At 64.1% G+C, this 18,105-nt stretch carries 14 protein-coding genes; 8 read left to right on the forward strand and 6 right to left on the reverse strand.

Annotation, left to right across the window (positions count from 1 at the left end; translation table 11 throughout):
• Positions 1-27 precede the first annotated feature (27 nt).
• Together ACN0V4_RS07195 and ACN0V4_RS07200 are read right to left on the reverse strand one after the other, a co-directional pair.
• A complete protein-coding gene (locus ACN0V4_RS07195) occupies positions 28-963 on the reverse strand; it encodes an electron transfer flavoprotein subunit alpha/FixB family protein (protein WP_417674479.1) in 936 nt (311 codons plus the stop codon).
• Between the two features lie 21 nt (positions 964-984).
• The gene (locus tag ACN0V4_RS07200; protein ID WP_417674481.1) at positions 985-1,734 is read right to left on the reverse strand and encodes an electron transfer flavoprotein subunit beta/FixA family protein; all 750 of its coding nucleotides are present in this window, start codon (positions 1,732-1,734) and stop codon (positions 985-987) included.
• A 396-nt stretch (positions 1,735-2,130) separates the two neighbouring features.
• On the opposite strand from ACN0V4_RS07200, the gene ACN0V4_RS07205 reads away from it, so the two are divergent.
• On the forward strand, positions 2,131-3,090 hold the full coding sequence (locus ACN0V4_RS07205; protein WP_417674848.1) for a GlxA family transcriptional regulator: 960 nt from the start codon (positions 2,131-2,133) through the stop codon (positions 3,088-3,090).
• Positions 3,091-3,162: 72 nt separating this feature from the next.
• Here the strand turns inward: ACN0V4_RS07205 and ACN0V4_RS07210 are convergent, their stop codons facing one another.
• Entirely contained in the window at positions 3,163-4,785 is a 1,623-nt protein-coding gene (locus ACN0V4_RS07210; RefSeq protein WP_417674483.1) for a BCCT family transporter, read from the reverse strand.
• Between the two features lie 671 nt (positions 4,786-5,456).
• Between ACN0V4_RS07210 and ACN0V4_RS07215 the strand changes: the two genes are divergently transcribed.
• From ACN0V4_RS07215 to purU, 7 genes are read left to right on the forward strand one after another with little or no spacing between them, the layout of a single operon-like run.
• Positions 5,457-6,710, forward strand: coding sequence for a sarcosine oxidase subunit beta family protein (locus ACN0V4_RS07215; RefSeq protein ID WP_417674485.1), 1,254 nt, complete (start codon positions 5,457-5,459; stop codon positions 6,708-6,710).
• Between the two features lie 27 nt (positions 6,711-6,737).
• Positions 6,738-7,040 carry a sarcosine oxidase subunit delta gene (locus ACN0V4_RS07220; protein ID WP_417674487.1) on the forward strand — a complete coding sequence of 101 codons (303 nt, stop codon included), beginning with the start codon at positions 6,738-6,740 and terminating at the stop codon, positions 7,038-7,040.
• Complete coding sequence (locus ACN0V4_RS07225) at positions 7,037-10,027, forward strand: sarcosine oxidase subunit alpha (RefSeq protein WP_417674489.1); 2,991 nt, start codon at positions 7,037-7,039, stop codon at positions 10,025-10,027. Before ACN0V4_RS07220 ends, ACN0V4_RS07225 begins: the two co-directional genes overlap by 4 nt.
• A gap of 13 nt (positions 10,028-10,040) precedes the next feature.
• On the forward strand, positions 10,041-10,595 hold the full coding sequence (gene soxG, locus ACN0V4_RS07230; protein WP_417674491.1) for a sarcosine oxidase subunit gamma family protein: 555 nt from the start codon (positions 10,041-10,043) through the stop codon (positions 10,593-10,595).
• Positions 10,596-10,614: 19 nt separating this feature from the next.
• On the forward strand, positions 10,615-11,889 hold the full coding sequence (gene glyA / locus ACN0V4_RS07235; protein ID WP_417674493.1) for a serine hydroxymethyltransferase: 1,275 nt from the start codon (positions 10,615-10,617) through the stop codon (positions 11,887-11,889).
• A gap of 1 nt (position 11,890) precedes the next feature.
• Positions 11,891-13,306, forward strand: coding sequence for an L-serine ammonia-lyase (locus tag ACN0V4_RS07240; protein WP_417674495.1), 1,416 nt, complete (start codon positions 11,891-11,893; stop codon positions 13,304-13,306).
• A gap of 22 nt (positions 13,307-13,328) precedes the next feature.
• A complete protein-coding gene (purU, locus tag ACN0V4_RS07245) occupies positions 13,329-14,213 on the forward strand; it encodes a formyltetrahydrofolate deformylase (RefSeq protein WP_417674497.1) in 885 nt (294 codons plus the stop codon).
• Between the two features lie 47 nt (positions 14,214-14,260).
• Here purU and ACN0V4_RS07250 read toward each other — a convergent pair whose 3' ends face one another.
• The 3 genes from ACN0V4_RS07250 to glnT form a co-directional block, all read right to left on the reverse strand.
• Positions 14,261-15,478, reverse strand: coding sequence for a serine hydrolase domain-containing protein (locus ACN0V4_RS07250; protein WP_417674499.1), 1,218 nt, complete (start codon positions 15,476-15,478; stop codon positions 14,261-14,263).
• Between the two features lie 99 nt (positions 15,479-15,577).
• Positions 15,578-16,591, reverse strand: a complete 1,014-nt coding sequence (locus ACN0V4_RS07255) for a helix-turn-helix domain-containing protein (protein ID WP_417674501.1) — start codon at positions 16,589-16,591, stop codon at positions 15,578-15,580.
• Positions 16,592-16,775: 184 nt separating this feature from the next.
• Positions 16,776-18,095 (reverse strand): type III glutamate--ammonia ligase, encoded by a 1,320-nt coding sequence (gene glnT, locus ACN0V4_RS07260; protein ID WP_417674503.1) that lies wholly within the window; start codon positions 18,093-18,095, stop codon positions 16,776-16,778.
• Positions 18,096-18,105: the final 10 nt, after the last annotated feature.

Consider the following 18,105-nt stretch of genomic DNA (forward strand, 5'->3'; position numbering starts at 1 on the left):
GCTCCCTGAGATCGGTTGACGAACGGATCAGAGCTGACGTTCGATTTCCGGCAGAATCTCGAACAGATCTCCGACGATACCATAGTCGGCCACCTGGAAGATCGGCGCCTCTTCATCGGTGTTGATCGCAACGATCACCTTCGAGTCCTTCATCCCTGCGAGATGCTGGATCGCACCGGAGATACCGCAGGCGACATAGAGGTCGGGGGCGACAACCTTGCCGGTCTGACCGACCTGAAGATCGTTCGGGGCGAAACCCGCGTCCACCGCCGCGCGCGAGGCACCCACCGCCGCGCCAAGCTTGTCGGCCACAGGGTTCAGTACTTCGCGGAACTTTTCGTCCGAGCCGAGTGCCCGCCCGCCCGAGACGATGATCCGGGCCGCGCTCAGTTCGGGACGATCGTTCTTGGACAGGATGTTTTCGACAAAGCGCGACAGATCGGAGTTTCCGACTCCGGCCTCGACCGCCTTGATCGGCGCCGCGGTGCCGGCTTCGGCGGCGGCCGGGAAGCCCGCAGTGCGCAGGGTCAGAACTTTCTTGGCCTCGAGGCTTTGCACCACCTCAATGGCGTTTCCGGCATAGATCGGGCGCTTGAAGATGTCGGAGCTGACAACCTCGATCACCTCTGAGATCTGCATCACGTCGAGCAAAGCAGCAAGGCGCGGCATCACATTCTTGCCGGTGGTCGTGGCCGGAGCCAGGACGGTGTCGTAATCGCCCGACAGCGCCAGGAGCAGCGCGGCGGTCGGCTCGGCAAGGCGATGTTCCAGCGCCTCGGCCTCGGCCAGGAGGACGCTGCGCACACCGGCGAGTTTCGAAGCCTGTTCGGCGACGGCAGCGGCGTCCTTGCCGGCGATCAGGATATCGACCTCGGTGCCGATCTGCGTGGCGGCGGTCAGGGTTTTCGCGGTCTGTTCGGACAGCGCCGCATTGTCATGGTCTGCGAAAAGAAGAATGGCCATGGTCTGTGTTCCCGCTGTTGCTCAGATGACACTGGCTTCGTTTTTCAGTCTGTCGAGAAGTTCGGCGACGCTGCCGACCTTGATGCCGGCGCTGCGCGCTGCCGGCTCCTCGACCCGCAGCACGGTCAGCCGGGGCGCGACCTGAAGGCCGAAGTCCTCAGGAGTCTTGATCTCGAGCGGCTTCTTCTTGGCCTTCATGATGTTCGGAAGCGAGGCGTAGCGCGGTTCATTCAGGCGCAGATCGACGGTAACGACCGTGGGCAGGGCAACCTCGATCGCCTGCAGACCCCCGTCCACTTCGCGGGTGACCTTGGCCTTGCCGTCGCCGAGTGCGATTTCCGATGCGAAGGTTGCCTGACTCCAGCCCAGCAGCGCCGCCAACATCTGGCCGGTCTGGTTGCAATCGTCGTCGATCGCCTGTTTGCCGAGAAGCACCAGCTCGGGTTCTTCCGTCGCGATCACGCCCTTCAGGAGTTTCGCGACAGCCAGGGGCTCAACCGCATGGTCCACGGTGATCAGGATCGCCCGGTCGGCGCCCATCGCCAGGGCGGTGCGCAGCACCTCCTGCGCCTGCGCCGGGCCGACCGAAACGACGATCACCTCATCCGCGGTGCCGGCTTCCTTCAGGCGAACAGCGGCCTCGATCGCGATCTCGTCGAAGGGGTTCATCGACATTTTCACGTTGGCCAGATCGACGCCGCTGCCATCCGCCTTGACGCGGATCTTCACATTGTGATCAACGACCCGCTTTATCGGGACCAATACCTTCATGTCATCCTCTCTGCCGGTCTCCCAGGGTGCTCCGAATGCGCGCATGTCGCCGATTGCGGCGGTATATTCGGCGGCTCGGGACAGAACGAAGGCGACGCAACGACCGCGATCTCTGTCGTCCTGCCAAACGCAACAGTCGGGCCTGAGACCATAGTTTTTTCCCTTTCAGAGTAGTCAGAAAGGGGTGTTGTGGTTCTTGTGGACGCCAGTATTGCGATCGTGGCTCACAAAAAAACAGAACGATTGCGTCAATGCGGGATTAAGGCTACGACAGCAGATTAGAAATTTCTGCGATCCACCGTGTGCGGGCCAATGGACCCTAAAACCGAACTGCAAAAGCTGCCCCATCGCGGCACAACGGCGCATGCCCTGCGGCCTCGACCCAGCGGGGTGCGCCTGTCTGTGGGGTTCATTCTCGCCAAGCGCTTCACGCTCTGCGCTTTCGCGAATTTCGTGGATGTGCTGAGGCTTGCCGCCGACGAAGGCGACCGCAGCCGACCGATCCTGTGCAACTGGACCGTGCTGTCGGATACGATGGACGCGGTCTCATCGAGCTGCGGAATTACCGTACAGCCGAAGGAGCGGTTGGGGGATCCGTCGCGATTCGACTATATCGTCGTCGTCGGCGGGCTGATGGACGAGATGTCGAATCTCAGCCCCGCCTATATCCGGTTTCTGCATCAGGCCGCCGACTCGGGCGTGCCGTTGGTGGGGCTCTGCACCGGCGCCTTCATGTTGCACCAGGCTGGGCTGCTCGACGGCTATCGGTGTTGCGTCAGCTGGTTTCACCACGCCGATTTCCTCGAGCAGTTCGAGGGGCTCAATCCGGTCACCGATCAGATCTTCGTGGTGGACGGTGATCGGCTGACCTGCTCGGGTGGGGCGAGTTCGGCGCATCTTGCCGCCTATCTGGTCGACAAGCATGTCGGCCGCGCGCAGGCGAGCAAGAGCCTGCATATCATGATCATCGACGATGCGCTGCAGCCGGAAAAGCCGCAGCCGGGGATCACGCTGGATTTCAAGACGCGGGATCCGATCGTGTTGCGCGCGCTGCTGCTGATGCAGCAGAACATTGATACGCCACTGTCGGTCGAGGATATCGCCCGCCGGATCGGACACAGCAAGCGCCAGCTTGAACGTCATTTCCGGACTGCGCTCGATATCTCGCCGCAGGCGGCCTTTCTGACCATTCGGCTGTCGTTGGCACATCATCTGATTTCGACCAGCGAGAAGTCGATTGCCCAGATCGCCGTCGATTGCGGCTTTTGCGATTCCTCGCATCTGAGCCGGATGTTCCGGCGCCGGTTCGAGACGACGCCGCATGCCTTGCGGCGAGGGGCCGACGCCGAGGGGTGACGGGGTCCCGGTTCGGACTGCCGCCCCCCTCGGGCGTGACGCCCGGCCCTTTCGGACCGGGCGTTGTCATCGTCAGCGCGGTTCGCTGGCGAGACCTCGCCAGATTGCCACGCACATCACCAGAAGCACGACGGTGAAGGGCAGGCCGGTTGAGATCACCATGGATTGCAGGGATTTCAGCCCACCCGCCGACAGCAGCAGGACGATGGCGATGACGCCTTCGAACAGGCACCAGAACACCCGCTGCGCGACGGGGGCATCGACCTTGCCGCCAGAGGTGATGGTGTCGATCACCAGGCTGCCGGAGTCGGAGGAGGTGACGAAGAACACGATCACCAGGACGATACCGACAAGCGAGGTGATCTGGCTCATCGGCAGCGCGTTGAGCATCGCGAAGAGCTGCAGCGGCAGAGCGGCTTCCGTGGCGGCGGTATAGCCGTCGCGCACCACCTGGCTGATCGCAGCGCCACCGAAGATCGACATCCAGATCACGCAGACCAGCGAGGGGATCAGCAGCACGCTGACCAGGAATTCCCGGACGGTCCGGCCACGGCTGACGCGGGCGATGAACATGCCGACGAAGGGCGACCAGGAGATCCACCAGGCCCAGTAGAACGAGGTCCAGCCCTGCATGAAGTTCACGTCGTCGCGCCCGACCGGGTTCGACAGCGCCGGCAGATATTCCAGATAGGCCAGCAGGAAATCCCCGGCGTCGGTCACCAGCAGCAGCGTCGGTCCGGCGGCCAGCACGAAGACCAGCAGCAGGAAGGCGAGGCCCATGTTGATCTCGGACAGGAGTTTCACCCCGGCTTCCAACCCGCGGATGACCGAGAAGAGCGCGATGGAGGTGATTATGACGATCAGGACGATTTGCGAGGTGGTGTCGATCGGGATACCGAAGATCTTGTTGAGACCGGCATTCGCCTGCGCCGCCCCAAGCCCGAGCGAGGTGGCCAGGCCGAAGAGCGTGGCGAAAACGGCGAGAATGTCGATGATATGGCCTGGCCAGCCCCAGATCCGTTCTCCGAAGATCGGATAGAAAGCCGAGCGGATCGTCAGCGGCAGCCCCTTGTTGTAGCTGAAAAGCGCAAGGCTGAGCGCAAGGATCGCATAGATCGCCCAGGGGTGCAGGGCCCAGTGGAAGATCGAGGCCGCCATACCGAGCCGGACCGCCTCCGCCTGGTTCGGCGCCGCGCCCAGGGGAGCCCAGTCGGTGCGCAGGCCATCGGCCCCAGCCGCCGTGCCGCCCAGTGAGGAGGAGAAATGGCTCAGGGGTTCGGAGACGCCGTAGAACATCAACCCGATCCCCATGCCGGCAGCAAAGAGCATCGAGAACCAGCTCACATAGCTGAAGTCAGGTGTCGCATCCTGCCCGCCCAGGCGGATTTTTCCGTAGGGGCTGACGATCAGCACAAGGCAGAGAAGAACGAAAACATCAGCGGCGCCGATGAAGAACCAGTCAAAGCCTTTCGTCACCTCCGAGAAGAGCAAGCTGAACAGGCTGCTGGCCTGTTCGGGAAGGGCCAGAGTGAAAACCACGAAAGCGATTACTGCCAGGGCGGAAATCAGGAAGACCGGATTGTGAACATCGAAACCGAAGGGGCCGATCGCGCCTTCGATATTGTCGCGACCAATGGTGTAGTCTGTCTTGATTTGACCCGAAGGCGCGGTTTCGGACGGGAGTTCCGCAGTCAAGGCATCAGTATTCTCTAAATTCGTCAAAGGCGTTTCTCCGTGTTGGTTCAGGGATGAGATCCCCAATTGACGCCCGGTTTTCCGGGTCTTCTTGTGTGCGGGCACAGGGGAGTCGGGCCGTCGCCAAAGCGCCGGCCATCTATCTTTTCCGCCCCAGTCTGCCGGGTCCGGATTGCCCCCGATCAGTCCGGCAGTCAGGCCATCACAAAGGACCGACACCGGGCGAAGCGCCCCATGTCGAAAGTTATTGATGGAGGGGCAAAAGAAGGCAGAAATTTTGCGACGATGCTGCGGTAGAAATACGACGCCCCCACGCACTGCAGTCGGTTCCCTCACCCTGATACGGGGCTGATGCAGGTCTCAGGGGGCTGGTCGCATCATTGCCCTTTCAGCGCCGTCGCCCAGCCCTGGAGGCCTATCGATTCGCTCGGAACCGTTGCGGAACCGGTGCGGTTTGAGTGCGACGCGGGTCCTTGGCATTTCTCTGAAAGCACGGCCCAGCATCTTTTCCGGTCGCGAAGGGCGGCTTTTCTGCTTCCAAGAGACCGCGTTGATCCGATGTGATGGGCGCTGGCGCTTATCTCCGGTCCAGATGTCGCAAATATTCAATTCCGTCGCGTCGCAGAGGTCTACCAACCCTGTCAGACTTTTTCTCAGCCGGGGGCTCGCCCATGACGCGTTTCAACGCTTTCAACCTGCTCAAGAACGCTCTGAGCGGTCATAAAAACTGGACCGAGCAATGGCCGGACAGCCAGCCCAAGCCCGAATACGACGTGGTCATCGTCGGGGCAGGGGGCCACGGCCTTGGTGCCGCCTATTATCTTGCGTCGCAGCACGGCATCACCAATATCGCGGTGATCGACAAGGGCTGGCTGGGCGGCGGCAATACCGGCCGCAACACCACCATCATCCGCTCGAACTATCTCTATGACGAAAGCCAGCGGCTGTTCGATCACTCGGTGGATCTGTGGCAGGGGCTCAGCCAGGAGCTGAACTATAACGTCATGTATTCGAACCGGGGCTGCCTGATGCTGGCGCATACGGTGCATGACGTTCAAAGCTTCAAGCGTCACGTCCATGCCAACCGGCTGAACGGCATCGACAACCGCTGGCTGACGCCCGAGGAATGCAAGGAATACTGTCCGCCGGTGAACATCGCCAAGGATGCCCGCTATCCGGTGATGGGCGGCGCGCTGCAGGAGCGTGCGGGGACCGCCCGGCACGATGCGGTGGCCTGGGGCTATGCCCGGGGCGCGGCGGCGCGCGGCGTCGACATCATCCAGAATTGCGCCGTCATCGCGATCCGCCGCAATGCCGACGGCTCGGTCGCCGGGGTGGACACCGAAAAGGGCTTCATCAAGGCGAAGAAGGTCGCGGTCAGCGCCTCGGGCCACAACTCCATGGTCATGGCGACCGCAGGGGTGCGCCTGCCGCTGGAATCGATGCCGCTGCAAGCGCTGGTGTCTGAGCCCGTGAAGCCGATCTTCCCCTGCGTGGTCATGTCCAACGCGGTGCACGCCTATTGCAGCCAGTCCGACAAGGGCGAGCTGGTGATCGGATCGGGGACCGATCAATACGTCTCCTATTCGCAGCGCGGCGGCCTGCCGCTGATCGAACACACCATCGCCGCGATCTCGGAAGTGTTCCCGATCTTCAACCGTATGCGGATGCTGCGCAAATGGGGCGGGATCACCGACAACACCCCCGACCGGTCGCCGATCATCGGCAAGACTCCGGTGCCGAACCTCTATGTCAACTGCGGCTGGGGCACTGGCGGCTTCAAGGCCACGCCGGGGTCGGCCCACGTCTTTGCCCATACCATTGCCAAGGACGAACCGCACCCGATCAACGCCCCCTTCACGCTCGAGCGTTTCCGCACCGGCCGTCTGATCGACGAAGCCGCTGCCGCCGCCGTCGCGCACTGACCAAGCACGCTCACCGAGGTCAAACAGATGCTTCTGATCCATTGCCCCTATTGCAACGAGACCCTGCCCGAGGTCGAATTCGCCTATGCCAGCGAGGCGCATATCGCCCGCCCGGCGAACCCCTCCGAGACCACCGATGCGGAATGGGCCGAATTCCTCTTCATGCGTTCCAACGTGAAGGGGCCGCTTTACGAACGCTGGCGGCATGTCCACGGCTGCGGCCGGTTCTTCAACGCGGTGCGCGACACCGTCACCGACAAGTTCCTGACCACCTACAAGGCGGGCGAACCGCGCCCCGCCCTCTCCACCCTGACGGGGGACCAGAAATGAGCAGCTATCGCGTTTCCGGCCGGGGCCGGGTGGATATCTCCCGCCCCGTGACCTTCACCTTTGACGGCAAGAGCTATCGCGGCGTCCAGGGCGACACCGTCGCCTCGGCCCTGCTGGCGAACGGCGTGCATCTGATGGGACGGTCGTTCAAGTATCACCGTCCGCGCGGCGCCATCGCGGCCGGCTCGGAAGAGCCCAACGCGCTGATCGGCACCCGTCGCGGCTCGGGCCGGTTCGAACCCAACACCCGCGCCACCGTGCAGGAGATCTGGGACGGGCTCGAAACCAATTCCCAGAACAAATTCCCCAGCCTCAAGTTCGACGTGGGCGCGGTGAACGACGCAGCCTATATGCTGTTCTCGGCCGGCTTCTACTACAAGACCTTCATGTGGCCGCGATCCTTCTGGGACAAGGTCTATGAGCCGTTCATTCGCGCCGCCGCCGGTCTGGGCGTGAGCCCGACCGAGGAGGATCCGGATACCTACGCCTCTCGCAACCTGCATTGCGACGTGCTGATCGTCGGCGCCGGGCCCACCGGGCTCGCCGCCGCCCGTGCCGCCGCGGTCGAGGGGCTGCGCGTGGTGCTGGTGGATGAAAACGCCGAAGCCGGCGGCACGCTCCTGTCCGAGCCGCAGGCACGGATCGACGGCAAGCCGGCCTGGGACTGGCTGGCCGCCGAGCTGGAGGCGCTGAAGGCCCTGGGCGTGAAGATCATGACCCGCACCACCGCCATCGCCTATTACCATCAGAACATGATCGGGCTGGTCGAAAAGCTGACCGACCATCTGCCCAAGCTGCCCGCCGATACCCCGCGCGAACGGCTGTGGCGGGTGCGGTCAAAGCAGGTCGTGCTGGCGCAAGGGGCGCTGGAAAAGCCGCTGGTGTTCCATGGCAACGACCGCCCCGGCGTGATGCTGGCGGGCTCGGCCCAGACCTTCCTGAACCGCTACGGCGTTCTGGTCGGCAAGCGACCGGTGATCCTGACCTCGCATGATTCCGCCTGGTACGCGGCCTTCGATCTGCAGGATGCCGGTGCCCAGGTGCAGGCCATCGTGGACACCCGTGCCGATGTCGACGCATTGTTGCAAAACGAGGCGCGCGCACGCGGCATTGCCGTCAAGCTGTCGCATACCGCGACCGCAACCTCGGGCCGGCTGCGGGTCACCTCGCTGCGGATCAACCCGGTGGTGGGCGGCACCGTCGGCGCCGGTCAGGACATTCGCTGTGACGCGGTGCTGATGTCGGGTGGCTGGACGCCCTCGCTGCATCTGTTCTCTCATACCAAAGGGTCGCTGACCTGGGACGACGACCGCACCACCTTCCTGCCGGAAAAGACGCCGGAAGACTGCGTGATCGCCGGCGCCAGCCGTGGGCTCTGGGGCATCGGGGCCGCCTTGGCGGATGGTGCTGAGAAAGGCCGTGCTGTGGCCGAGGCACTGGGCAAGGCTGGCGTGCAGGTGACCTATGGGGTCGAGGCCGACCGCCCCGGCACCGGCGTGTCGCACAAGGAACTGCCGACCGACCTCAGCGCCGGCAAGGCCAAGGCCTTCGTCGACTTCCAGAACGATGTGACCGCCAAGGATCTGCGCCTGGCCGTGCGCGAGGGCATGCGGTCGATCGAACACGTCAAGCGCTATACCACCAACGGGATGGCGACCGATCAGGGCAAGATGTCCAATATCAACGGTCTCAACATCGCCGCCGATGCGCTTGGCAAGAAGCAGCCGCAGGTGGGCCTGACCACCTTCCGGCCGCCCTATACGCCGACCAGCTTCGGCGCCTTCGCCGGCTATCACCGTGGCGAGCATTTCGAGGTGACCCGCAAGACCCATATCGACAGCTGGGCCGAGGCGAAGGGCGCGGTCTTTGAACCCGTCGGCCAATGGCGCCGGGCCTGGTACTTCCCGAAACCAGGCGAAGATATGGATACCGCCGTGCGCCGCGAATGCGCCGCCACCCGCGCCTCTGTCGGCATCTTCGATGCCTCGACCCTGGGCAAGATCGAGGTGGTGGGCCCCGATGCGGTGGAATTCATGAACCGCATGTACACCAACCCCTGGACCAAGCTGGCGCCGGGCCGCTGTCGCTATGGCCTGCTGCTGGGCGATGACGGCTATATCCGCGACGACGGTGTCATTGGCCGCATGACCGAGGATCGTTTCCACGTCACCACCACCACCGGCGGCGCGGCGCGGGTTCTCAACATGATGGAGGATTACCTCCAGACCGAATGGCCCGATCTGAACGTCTGGCTGACCTCGACGACTGAACACTGGTCGACCGTGGCGCTGAACGGCCCCAATGCCGCCAAGCTGCTGGCGCCCTTCGTCGAAGGCGTCGAGCTGACCGAAGAGGCCTTCCCGCATATGTCCTGCGTGGAATGCACCGTGGCCGGCATGCCGGCGCGGCTGTTCCGGGTCAGCTTCACCGGCGAGATCGGCTTCGAGGTCAACGTGCCGGCGCATCTGGGCCAGAAGCTGTGGGAAACCCTGTGGGAGGCGGGGCAGCAATACGGCATCACCGCCTATGGCACCGAGACGATGCACGTCCTGCGCGCCGAGAAGGGTTATATCATCGTCGGCCAGGATACCGATGGCACGGTCACGCCCTATGACGCGGGTATGGGCTGGGCCGTGGGCAAGTCGAAGCCCGATTTCGTCGGCATGCGCGGGCTGGCGCGCCCGGATCTTCAGGCGAAGAACCGCAAGCAGCTGGTCGGCCTGCTGACCGAGGATGGATCGAAGCTGGAAGAGGGCGCGCAGATCGTCTTCGACCCGAAACAGGCGATCCCGATGACCATGGTGGGGCATGTGACCTCTTCCTACGACGTCGGCACCACCGATCAGCCGATCGCGCTGGCGTTGGTCGAGGGCGGCCACGGCAAGATGGGCGAGACCGTCTATATCCCGATGCCGGACCGCACCATCGCGGCGAAGATCACCGCGACGGTTTTCGTCGATCCCGAAAACACCCGTCTGAAAATCTGACCCGGAGGCGAAGATGACCGCACCGATTTCTTCCTTCATTCCCGGCGTTCTCACGGCAAGTGCAGCCGCCCGGGTTGGCTTCGCCCCTCGCTGCGCCCGGTTCTCGCTGCGCGCCCGGGGCGATCTGGCGCCGATCGAGGCGGCCCTGGGTCTGAGCCTGCCGACCCGGATCGGCCTTCGCGCCAGTGTCGGCGAACTTGAGGCGCTTTGCCTCGGGCCCGACGAATGGATGCTGCATGCGCCCGAGAGCGCGGCCGCCGGCATCGTCACCGCCTGCGCCGGTGTCTATGCCACCCATCCCCACAGCCTGGTCGATATCTCTGAGCGCGAGGTCAGCTTCGTCATCGACGGGCCGCGCGCCGCGGAATTGTTAACGCTCGGCTGCGCCCGCGACCTTGATACCATCGCGGTGGGCGAAGGGCGCCGCACCCTGTTCGACGGCGCCACCGTGATCCTCTGGCGCGACGCCGACGACAGCTTCCGGCTGGATTGCTGGACCAGCTTCGCGACGCATCTCTTCCACCTGCTCGACACCGGTGTGCGTGAACTCGCCGCCGAAAGCCGCTGACCCTGAAAGGACGTCCCCGATGATCCATACCCTTCCCAAGGCCGGTATCTCCGACACCGTGATCGCTTCGGCCATCGCCGAAGAACTCGACCGTCAGCAGACCCAGATCGAGCTGATCGCGTCGGAAAACATCGTCTCTGCCGATGTCATGGCAGCGCAGGGATCCGTGCTGACCAACAAATATGCCGAAGGCTATCCCGGCAAACGCTATTACGGCGGCTGCGAATTCGTCGACAAGGTCGAGGCCGTCGCCATCGACCGGCTCAAGCAACTGTTCGGGGCGGGCTTCGTCAACGTGCAGCCGCATTCCGGGGCGCAGGCCAACCAGGCGGTGTTCCTGGCGCTGCTGCAGCCGGGCGATCGCATCATGGGCCTGTCGCTGGCGCATGGCGGCCATCTGACCCACGGCTCGCCGGTGACGATGTCGGGCAAATGGTTCGACGTGGTGTCCTATGAGGTCGACGCGCAGACCCATCTGATCGACATGGAGAAGGTGCGCGAAAAGGCGCTGGAAACCAAACCCAAGTTGATCGTCGCCGGCGCCTCGGCCTATCCGCGCAAGATCGACTTCGAAGGGTTCCGCAAGATCGCGGACGAGGTCGGCGCCTATCTGATGGTCGACATGGCGCATTACGCCGGGCTGATCGCCGGCGGGAAATATCCCAACCCGGTGCCGCATGCCCATGTCACCACCTCGACCACCCACAAGACGCTGCGCGGTCCGCGCGGCGGGGTGATCCTGACCAATGACGAGGCGCTGGCGAAAAAGCTGAACTCGGCCGTCTTCCCGGGCAACCAGGGCGGGCCGCTGATGCATGTGATCGCCGCCAAGGCGGTGGCCTTCGGCGAGGCGCTCGATCCCTCCTTCGCCACCTATGCCGAGCAGGTGATCGACAACGCCCGCGCGCTGGCCGATGTGCTGATGGTTGGCGGCGTCGGCATCGTCTCTGGCGGCACGGACAGCCACATGGTGCTGGTCGATCTGCAACCCAAGGGGGTGACCGGCAAGGCCGCCGAGATCGCGCTGGAGCGGGCCGGTCTCACCTGCAACAAGAACGCGATCCCGAATGACCCGGAGAAACCCTTCGTGACTTCGGGCATCCGTCTGGGCACCTCGGCCGGCACCACCCGCGGTTTCCGCGAGGCCGAGTTCGAACAGATCGGCAGCCTGATCCTGCGGGTTCTGAACGCGCTGGCGGAAAACCCGGAAGGGAATGCCGAGGTCGAGGCCGAGGTGCGGGCCGAGGTGCGTGCGCTTTGCGCGGCCTTCCCGATCTACGCGTCGGCGGGCTGAGATGTTCCTGTCGGTCTTCGACGTCTTCAAGATCGGCGTCGGCCCGTCGTCTTCGCATACGATGGGGCCGATGATCGCCGCCGCGCGGTTCCTCGACGATCTGCGCGGCGGGGTCGAGAAAATCCCCGGGGCGGGACAGCTGCACCGCCTGGGGGCGAGCCTGCACGGCTCGCTCGCCTTCACCGGCAAGGGGCATGCGACTGACCGCGCGGTGATCCTGGGCTTTTGCGGCCTGTTGCCGGAAACGCTGGAGCCGGATCGTGCCGAGGATCTCGAGGCGCAGGTGCGGCGCGAGGGGGTGGTCCGGCCCGATGGATTGGGAGAGCTGCGCTTCGCGCCCGACGGCGATCTCGTGTTCGACTGGGGGGCACCGCTGCCGGGCCATGCCAATGGGCTGATCCTGCGCGCCTATGACACCGCCGGAAACACCTGGCATCAGCAAACCTATTACTCGATCGGTGGCGGTTTTGTTCTGACGGCGGCCGAGCTTGAGGCGCAGAAGGCCGCCGGAGCCGATCTGCATGACGAGAAGGCCGCGCAGGCGTTTCCGTTTCCGTTTCCGTTCGGCACGGCCGCCGAGATGCTGGAGATGGGCACAGGCTCCGGTCTTTCCATCGCGCAGATGAAACGCGCCAACGAGACCGTGCTGCACGGCGCCGCGCTCGACGACAAGATCGACCGCATCCTCAAGACCATGGACGATTGCATCGACCGGGGTCTGGCGCAGGAGGGGATCCTGCCGGGCGGGCTGAAGGTGAAACGCCGCGCCAAGGCGATTCATGATCAGCTCCAGGCCGAGAAGGGGCTGAACCTGGCGCAGCCGCATCAGGCCAACGACTGGATGAGCGTCTATGCCATGGCGGTGAACGAGGAAAACGCCGCCGGTGGTCGGATCGTGACCGCCCCCACAAACGGGGCGGCGGGGGTAGTGCCGGCGGTGCTGCGCTATTATCGCGACCATTGCGTCGGGGCCACCCATGCGGGATGCCGCGATCTCTTGCTGGTGGCCGCGGCCATCGGCGGGCTGATCAAGCACAACGCCTCGATCTCGGGCGCCGAGGTGGGTTGTCAGGGCGAAGTCGGCTCGGCTGCGGCGATGGCGGCGGCGGGGCTTTGCGCCGCGCTCGGCGGCAGCAACGCGCAGGTGGAAAACGCCGCCGAGATCGCGCTTGAACATCACCTGGGCATGACCTGCGATCCGGCGGCGGGCCTGGTGCAGGTGCCCTGCATCGAACGGAATGCGCTTGGCGCGATCAAGGCGGTCTCTGCCGCGTCGCTGGCGCTGAAGGGCGACGGGCAGCATTTCATGCCGCTCGACAATTGCGTGCGCGTCATGCTCGAAACCGGGCAGGACATGAACCTCAAATACAAAGAAACCTCAACCGGTGGGATTGCCGTCAACCTGCCGGAATGCTGATCCTCAGAAAGGTCCAACAGACATGTCCCAGATCACCCTGACAGTTTCCTGCCCGGTTCGCCCGGGCATCGTCGCGGCGATTGCGACCTACCTGTCGGAGCAGGGCTGCAATATTCACGACAGCTCGCAGTTCTCCGATCTTGAAAACGACCGCTTTTTCATGCGCTTGCGCTTCGATTCCGAAGAGGGCCGCAGCCGCGAGGAGCTGAGCGAGAGCTTTGTTGCGACGGCGGATCGATTTGGCATGGAGTTCGCCTTTCACAATCCGTCGGAGAAGATGAAGGTGGTCATCATGGTGTCGCGCTTCGGCCATTGCCTGAACGACCTGCTCTATCGCTGGCGGATCGGTGCGCTGCCGATCGACATCGTGGCGGTGATCTCGAACCACATGGACTATCAGAAGGTCGTCGTGAACCACGACATCCCGTTCCACTGCATCAAGGTGACGAAGGAGAACAAGCCGCTGGCCGAGGCTGCCATCATGCAGGTGGTCGAGGACTCGGGCGCCGAACTGATCGTGCTGGCCCGCTACATGCAGATCCTCTCGGATGAGATGTGCCAGAAGATGTCCGGCCGGATCATCAACATCCACCATTCCTTCCTGCCCAGCTTCAAGGGGGCCAACCCCTACAAGCAGGCCTATGAGAGGGGCGTGAAGCTGATCGGGGCGACCTCGCACTATGTGACGGCCGATCTGGACGAGGGCCCGATCATCGAACAGGACGTGGTCCGGGTGACCCATGCGCAATCGGCCGAGGATTACGTCTCGCTTGGCCGCGATGTGGAAAGCCAGGTGCTGGCCCGCGCGATCCATGCCCATGCCCATCGCCGGGCCTTCGTGAACGGCAACAGGACGGTGGTCTTCCCCGCCTCGCCCGGCTCCTATTCCAGCGAACGCATGGGCTGACCCCCGCGCGACAAAGCCTTGATCGGGCGGGGCTTGCCCCGCCCTCTTCAGATCAGCCGCAGCGGCACCGGGGCCGGCTCGGCCATGCGTCTGAGGGCGTGATAGACGGTCGCCTCGAAATCCTGCGAGCCGATATAGGAAACCGGATCGCCGAAGGGCAGGATCTGGGTTGCCCAATAGCCGCCGATCCCGGTCTTGCGGTCGATCCAGTAGAAACTGTTGGCGACCCCGGCCCAGCCCAGTGATCCCGTCGCCCGACCGGTGGGGGCGCGGTTCAGGTTGATCATGAAGGGATAGGCCCAGCCCTTCTTGAGCCCGGGGAACAGATCCACGTCGCAGGAGATCGACGGCTCCGCGCTGTAGAGGCGGTGGACATCAAGCTCGCGCTGCAGGCCGTTGCGCACCGCCCAGCCCACCGTCTGGGGCCGCAGTACCGGACCATTCGGGCCGCGCCCGTCGTTCAGCCACATGCGGATGAACTTCATGTAATCGGGCACCGTTCCGAACAGCCCGTGGCCACCCATATCGGTTTCAGGCACATCGGGAAGAATCCACTCCCCCGTCGCGATCAACGCGCCCGTCGCGTCACGACGATGAAAGGCGGCGCTGCGGGCCGCCATCTCGGGGCTGCGGGTGAAACCGATGTCACGCATCTCCAGCGGATCGAAGATGTGATCGCGCAGCACCCTGCCCAGACGCTTGCCGCGGACCGCCTCGACAATCAGCCCGACCCAGTCGAGACTGATCCCATAGGTCCAGCGCGCGCCCGGGTCGGACAGCAGCGGCGCGTTCAGCGCGGCGCGACATCCGCTGGCGATGCTGGGCACATGACCCGACTGGACCAGCCGGTGATAGTCTTCACTGAAGAACTCATAACCGAAGCCGGCGGTATGCAGCAGAAGCTGGCGCGTGGTCAGATCGCCTGTCGGGGCGCGCAGCCGGGGTGTTCCGTCGGCCTCGATCCCCTCGAGCACCTGCAGCGCGCCGATCTCAGGCACATAGTCGCGCGCCGGCGCATCGAGCAGCAAGAGCCCCTCTTCGACACATTGCAGAGCTGCCGTGGCAGTGATGGCCTGAGTGGCGGAGAACAGGTTGAAAACCGTGTCCTCGGTCATCGCCTCACCCCCCAGCCGACGCTCGCCAAACGCACCGGAATAGATCGAACCGTCGCGGGTGGTAACCATGGCAACGACCCCCGGCACCCGCAGGGAATCCTCGGTCACGCTGCGCAAGACCTCGTCACAGGCGGCTTTGAAGTCGCTCATTCACTGCTCCCAGCCTGATTTATATCTCTACCGCAAAGCTGGCGCGACAGCGCGCAGGTCGCCACCCCCGACCGGCAGGCGTTGTTCGAAATCGGAGATTTATGAATGTCGCTGCAGCGTTTGCGACGGGTTTTCGCCGAACCTCAGGCGATAGATCCGCGCCAATGCGCCGAAATTGCTATACCCCCAATCCGCGGCAACCGATGTAACCGATTGTCCCGGAAGCGCATTTTCCAGCGCCGCATGAATACCATCGAGCCTGCGATCGCGCAGGAACTCACGCGGGGCGATGCCACGAAACCGGCGGAAACCTTCGGACAAGGTCCGCGCCGAAACCCCGACCCGGGCCGCGACCTCTCCAATGGTCGGGGCCTCGCGCGCCTCGGCCTCCATGATCTGCTCCGCCTCGCGAACGTAATGCGGCGCCGCCGTGCGCGCGCCCTCGCGCAGCGACAGGCCGCTTCCCTGCGCCCAGGACTGAAGCAGCTCGATACAGAGCAATTCCTCGAGATGGCGCGCCATCGGGTTGGCCCCCTGCACCGCGCCTTCCGGCCCGATGCAGCTCACGGCATAGTTCAATAGCGATATCCAGCGCGAGCCGCGCCCGCCGAAGGCCAGCCGCCGGGTCCAGAGCCGGTCATCGGGCACGAAGCCGAACCAGCGCTGCGCGATCTCGGCCAATACATCGTGCGGGATCGTCAGGTTCAGCTGCAAATGCGCCGCGTCGGCCTCGAGCCAGTGATCGACCCGGGTGCAATCGACCACAAAGCTCTCCGCGCGGCGGGTGACCGCCTCGCTCCGCTCGTTGACCTTGTGGTTCAGCGCCCCGGCCAAGGTGTTCATCACGACCACCTGCCCCTTGGAGAGGTCCAGATCATCCAGATAGATCGGCACCCCATAGGAAAACCGCGTCATCAGGATCCGCCCCACCCGCGCCTGCCGCATGGTGGCATCCGGCCATAGAAACCGGCCGACAGGCCGAACCTGAAACGGCAGATAGACCTCGCGACAGAAGGCGGCGACCTCGTCCCAGTCGCGCGACACGGTCACGCCCTGCTGGCGGATCGGACGCCCTGAGGTGTCCAGGATCAAGGCCTGATCAAATATCGGCACAGATTCGCTAAATCCTTGTATCCGGTCGGTAATCCCGGAAGCGAAGAACATAATTTCGAAGATGTATCAACGACCTGTCAGGTTCAGTCCCCGGCTAATTCGAAATCCCGCGCCATAAAATGAAACGCCCCGCCCGGGGGAGATCGGACAGGGCGCAGGGCAGAGGGCCGGTGGAGCAGATGGGTCAGATGTCGAGCGTGTTGTCGCGTTCCCAATGGGAGAAATGGGAAACGAAGGAATTCCACTCCTGCATCTTCATCTTCATGTAGGAGGCAGAGAAGTCATCGCCCAGCATCGCCTTCAGCTCGGCATCGGCGTCGAAGGCGCGGATCGCGTCGAGCATGTTCAGCGGGAGCTTCGGCGCGCCCTCGATCTTGTGGCCCTCGGCATACATGTCGATGTCATAGCGCGGGCCGGGATCGGCCTTTGAGCGGATGCCGGAGAGCCCGGCGGCGATGATCACCGCCTGCAGCAGATAGGGGTTCACCGCCCCGTCGGGCAGCCGCAGTTCGAACCGGCCGGGCCCCGGCACGCGGACCATATGGGTGCGGTTGTTGCCGGTCCAGGTGACGGTGTTGGGAGCCCAGGTCGCCCCCGAAATGGTGCGCGGCGCATTGATCCGCTTGTAGCTGTTGACCGTCGGATTGGTGATCGCCGCCAGCGCCTCGGCGTGTTTCATGATGCCGCCGAGGAAATGCGCCCCCTGCTCCGACAGGCCGACCTCGCCGGTCTGGCCGCTGCCGTCCTTCGAGGCGAAAGCATTGGTCTTGCCGTCCAGATCCCAGACCGAGACATGGGCGTGGCAGCCGTTGCCGGTCAGCCCCTCGATCGGTTTCGGCATGAAGGTGGCACGCAGCCCATGCTTTTCAGCCACCGATTTCACCATGAACTTGAAAAAGCTGTGGCGATCGGCGGTGACCAGCGCATCGTCGAATTCCCAGTTCATCTCGAACTGGCCGTTGGCGTCCTCGTGATCGTTCTGATAGGGGCCCCAGCCCAGCTCCAGCATGTAATCGCAGATCTCGCTGATCACGTCATAGCGGCGCATCACCGCCTGCTGGTCATAGCAGGGCTTGGCGGCGGTATCGGCGGGGTCCGAAATCTCGGTCCCCTCGGGCGTCAGCAGGAAGAACTCCGCCTCGATCCCGGTCTTGACCCGCAACCCTTCCTTGGCCGCCTCGCCGATCAGCCTGCGCAGCACATTGCGCGGCGCCTGTTCGACCTCGACGCCTTCCATCACGCAATTGGCGGCGACCCAGGCGACCTCGGGCTTCCAGGGAAGCTGGATCACCATCTCGGGATCCGGCACCGCCAGCATGTCGGGATGCGCCGGCGTCAGGTCGAGCCAGGTGGCGAAGCCGGCGAAGCCCGCGCCATCCTCCTGCATCCCCGCGATCGCCTGCGCCGGCACCAGCTTGGCCCGCTGGCCACCGAACAGGTCGGTATAGGAGATCATGAAATACTTGACGCCCTTCTCCTTGGCGAAGGCGGCGAGATCGGTCATCGGCTTATCC

The organism is Pseudodonghicola sp. (genome assembly GCF_048268305.1).
In the GTDB taxonomy this organism is placed as follows: domain Bacteria; phylum Pseudomonadota; class Alphaproteobacteria; order Rhodobacterales; family Rhodobacteraceae; genus Pseudodonghicola.

Coding starts and splice junctions, on each gene's coding strand:
- ACN0V4_RS07195 (WP_417674479.1), bottom strand. CDS start 963: ATGGCCATTCTTCTTTTCGCAGACCATGACAATGCGGCGCTGTCCGAA.
- ACN0V4_RS07200 (WP_417674481.1), bottom strand. CDS start 1,734: ATGAAGGTATTGGTCCCGATAAAGCGGGTCGTTGATCACAATGTGAAG.
- ACN0V4_RS07215 (WP_417674485.1), top strand. CDS start 5,457: ATGACGCGTTTCAACGCTTTCAACCTGCTCAAGAACGCTCTGAGCGGT.
- ACN0V4_RS07220 (WP_417674487.1), top strand. CDS start 6,738: ATGCTTCTGATCCATTGCCCCTATTGCAACGAGACCCTGCCCGAGGTC.
- ACN0V4_RS07225 (WP_417674489.1), top strand. CDS start 7,037: ATGAGCAGCTATCGCGTTTCCGGCCGGGGCCGGGTGGATATCTCCCGC.
- soxG (WP_417674491.1), top strand. CDS start 10,041: ATGACCGCACCGATTTCTTCCTTCATTCCCGGCGTTCTCACGGCAAGT.
- glyA (WP_417674493.1), top strand. CDS start 10,615: ATGATCCATACCCTTCCCAAGGCCGGTATCTCCGACACCGTGATCGCT.
- ACN0V4_RS07240 (WP_417674495.1), top strand. CDS start 11,891: ATGTTCCTGTCGGTCTTCGACGTCTTCAAGATCGGCGTCGGCCCGTCG.
- purU (WP_417674497.1), top strand. CDS start 13,329: ATGTCCCAGATCACCCTGACAGTTTCCTGCCCGGTTCGCCCGGGCATC.
- ACN0V4_RS07250 (WP_417674499.1), bottom strand. CDS start 15,478: ATGAGCGACTTCAAAGCCGCCTGTGACGAGGTCTTGCGCAGCGTGACC.
- glnT (WP_417674503.1), bottom strand. CDS start 18,095: ATGACCGATCTCGCCGCCTTCGCCAAGGAGAAGGGCGTCAAGTATTTC.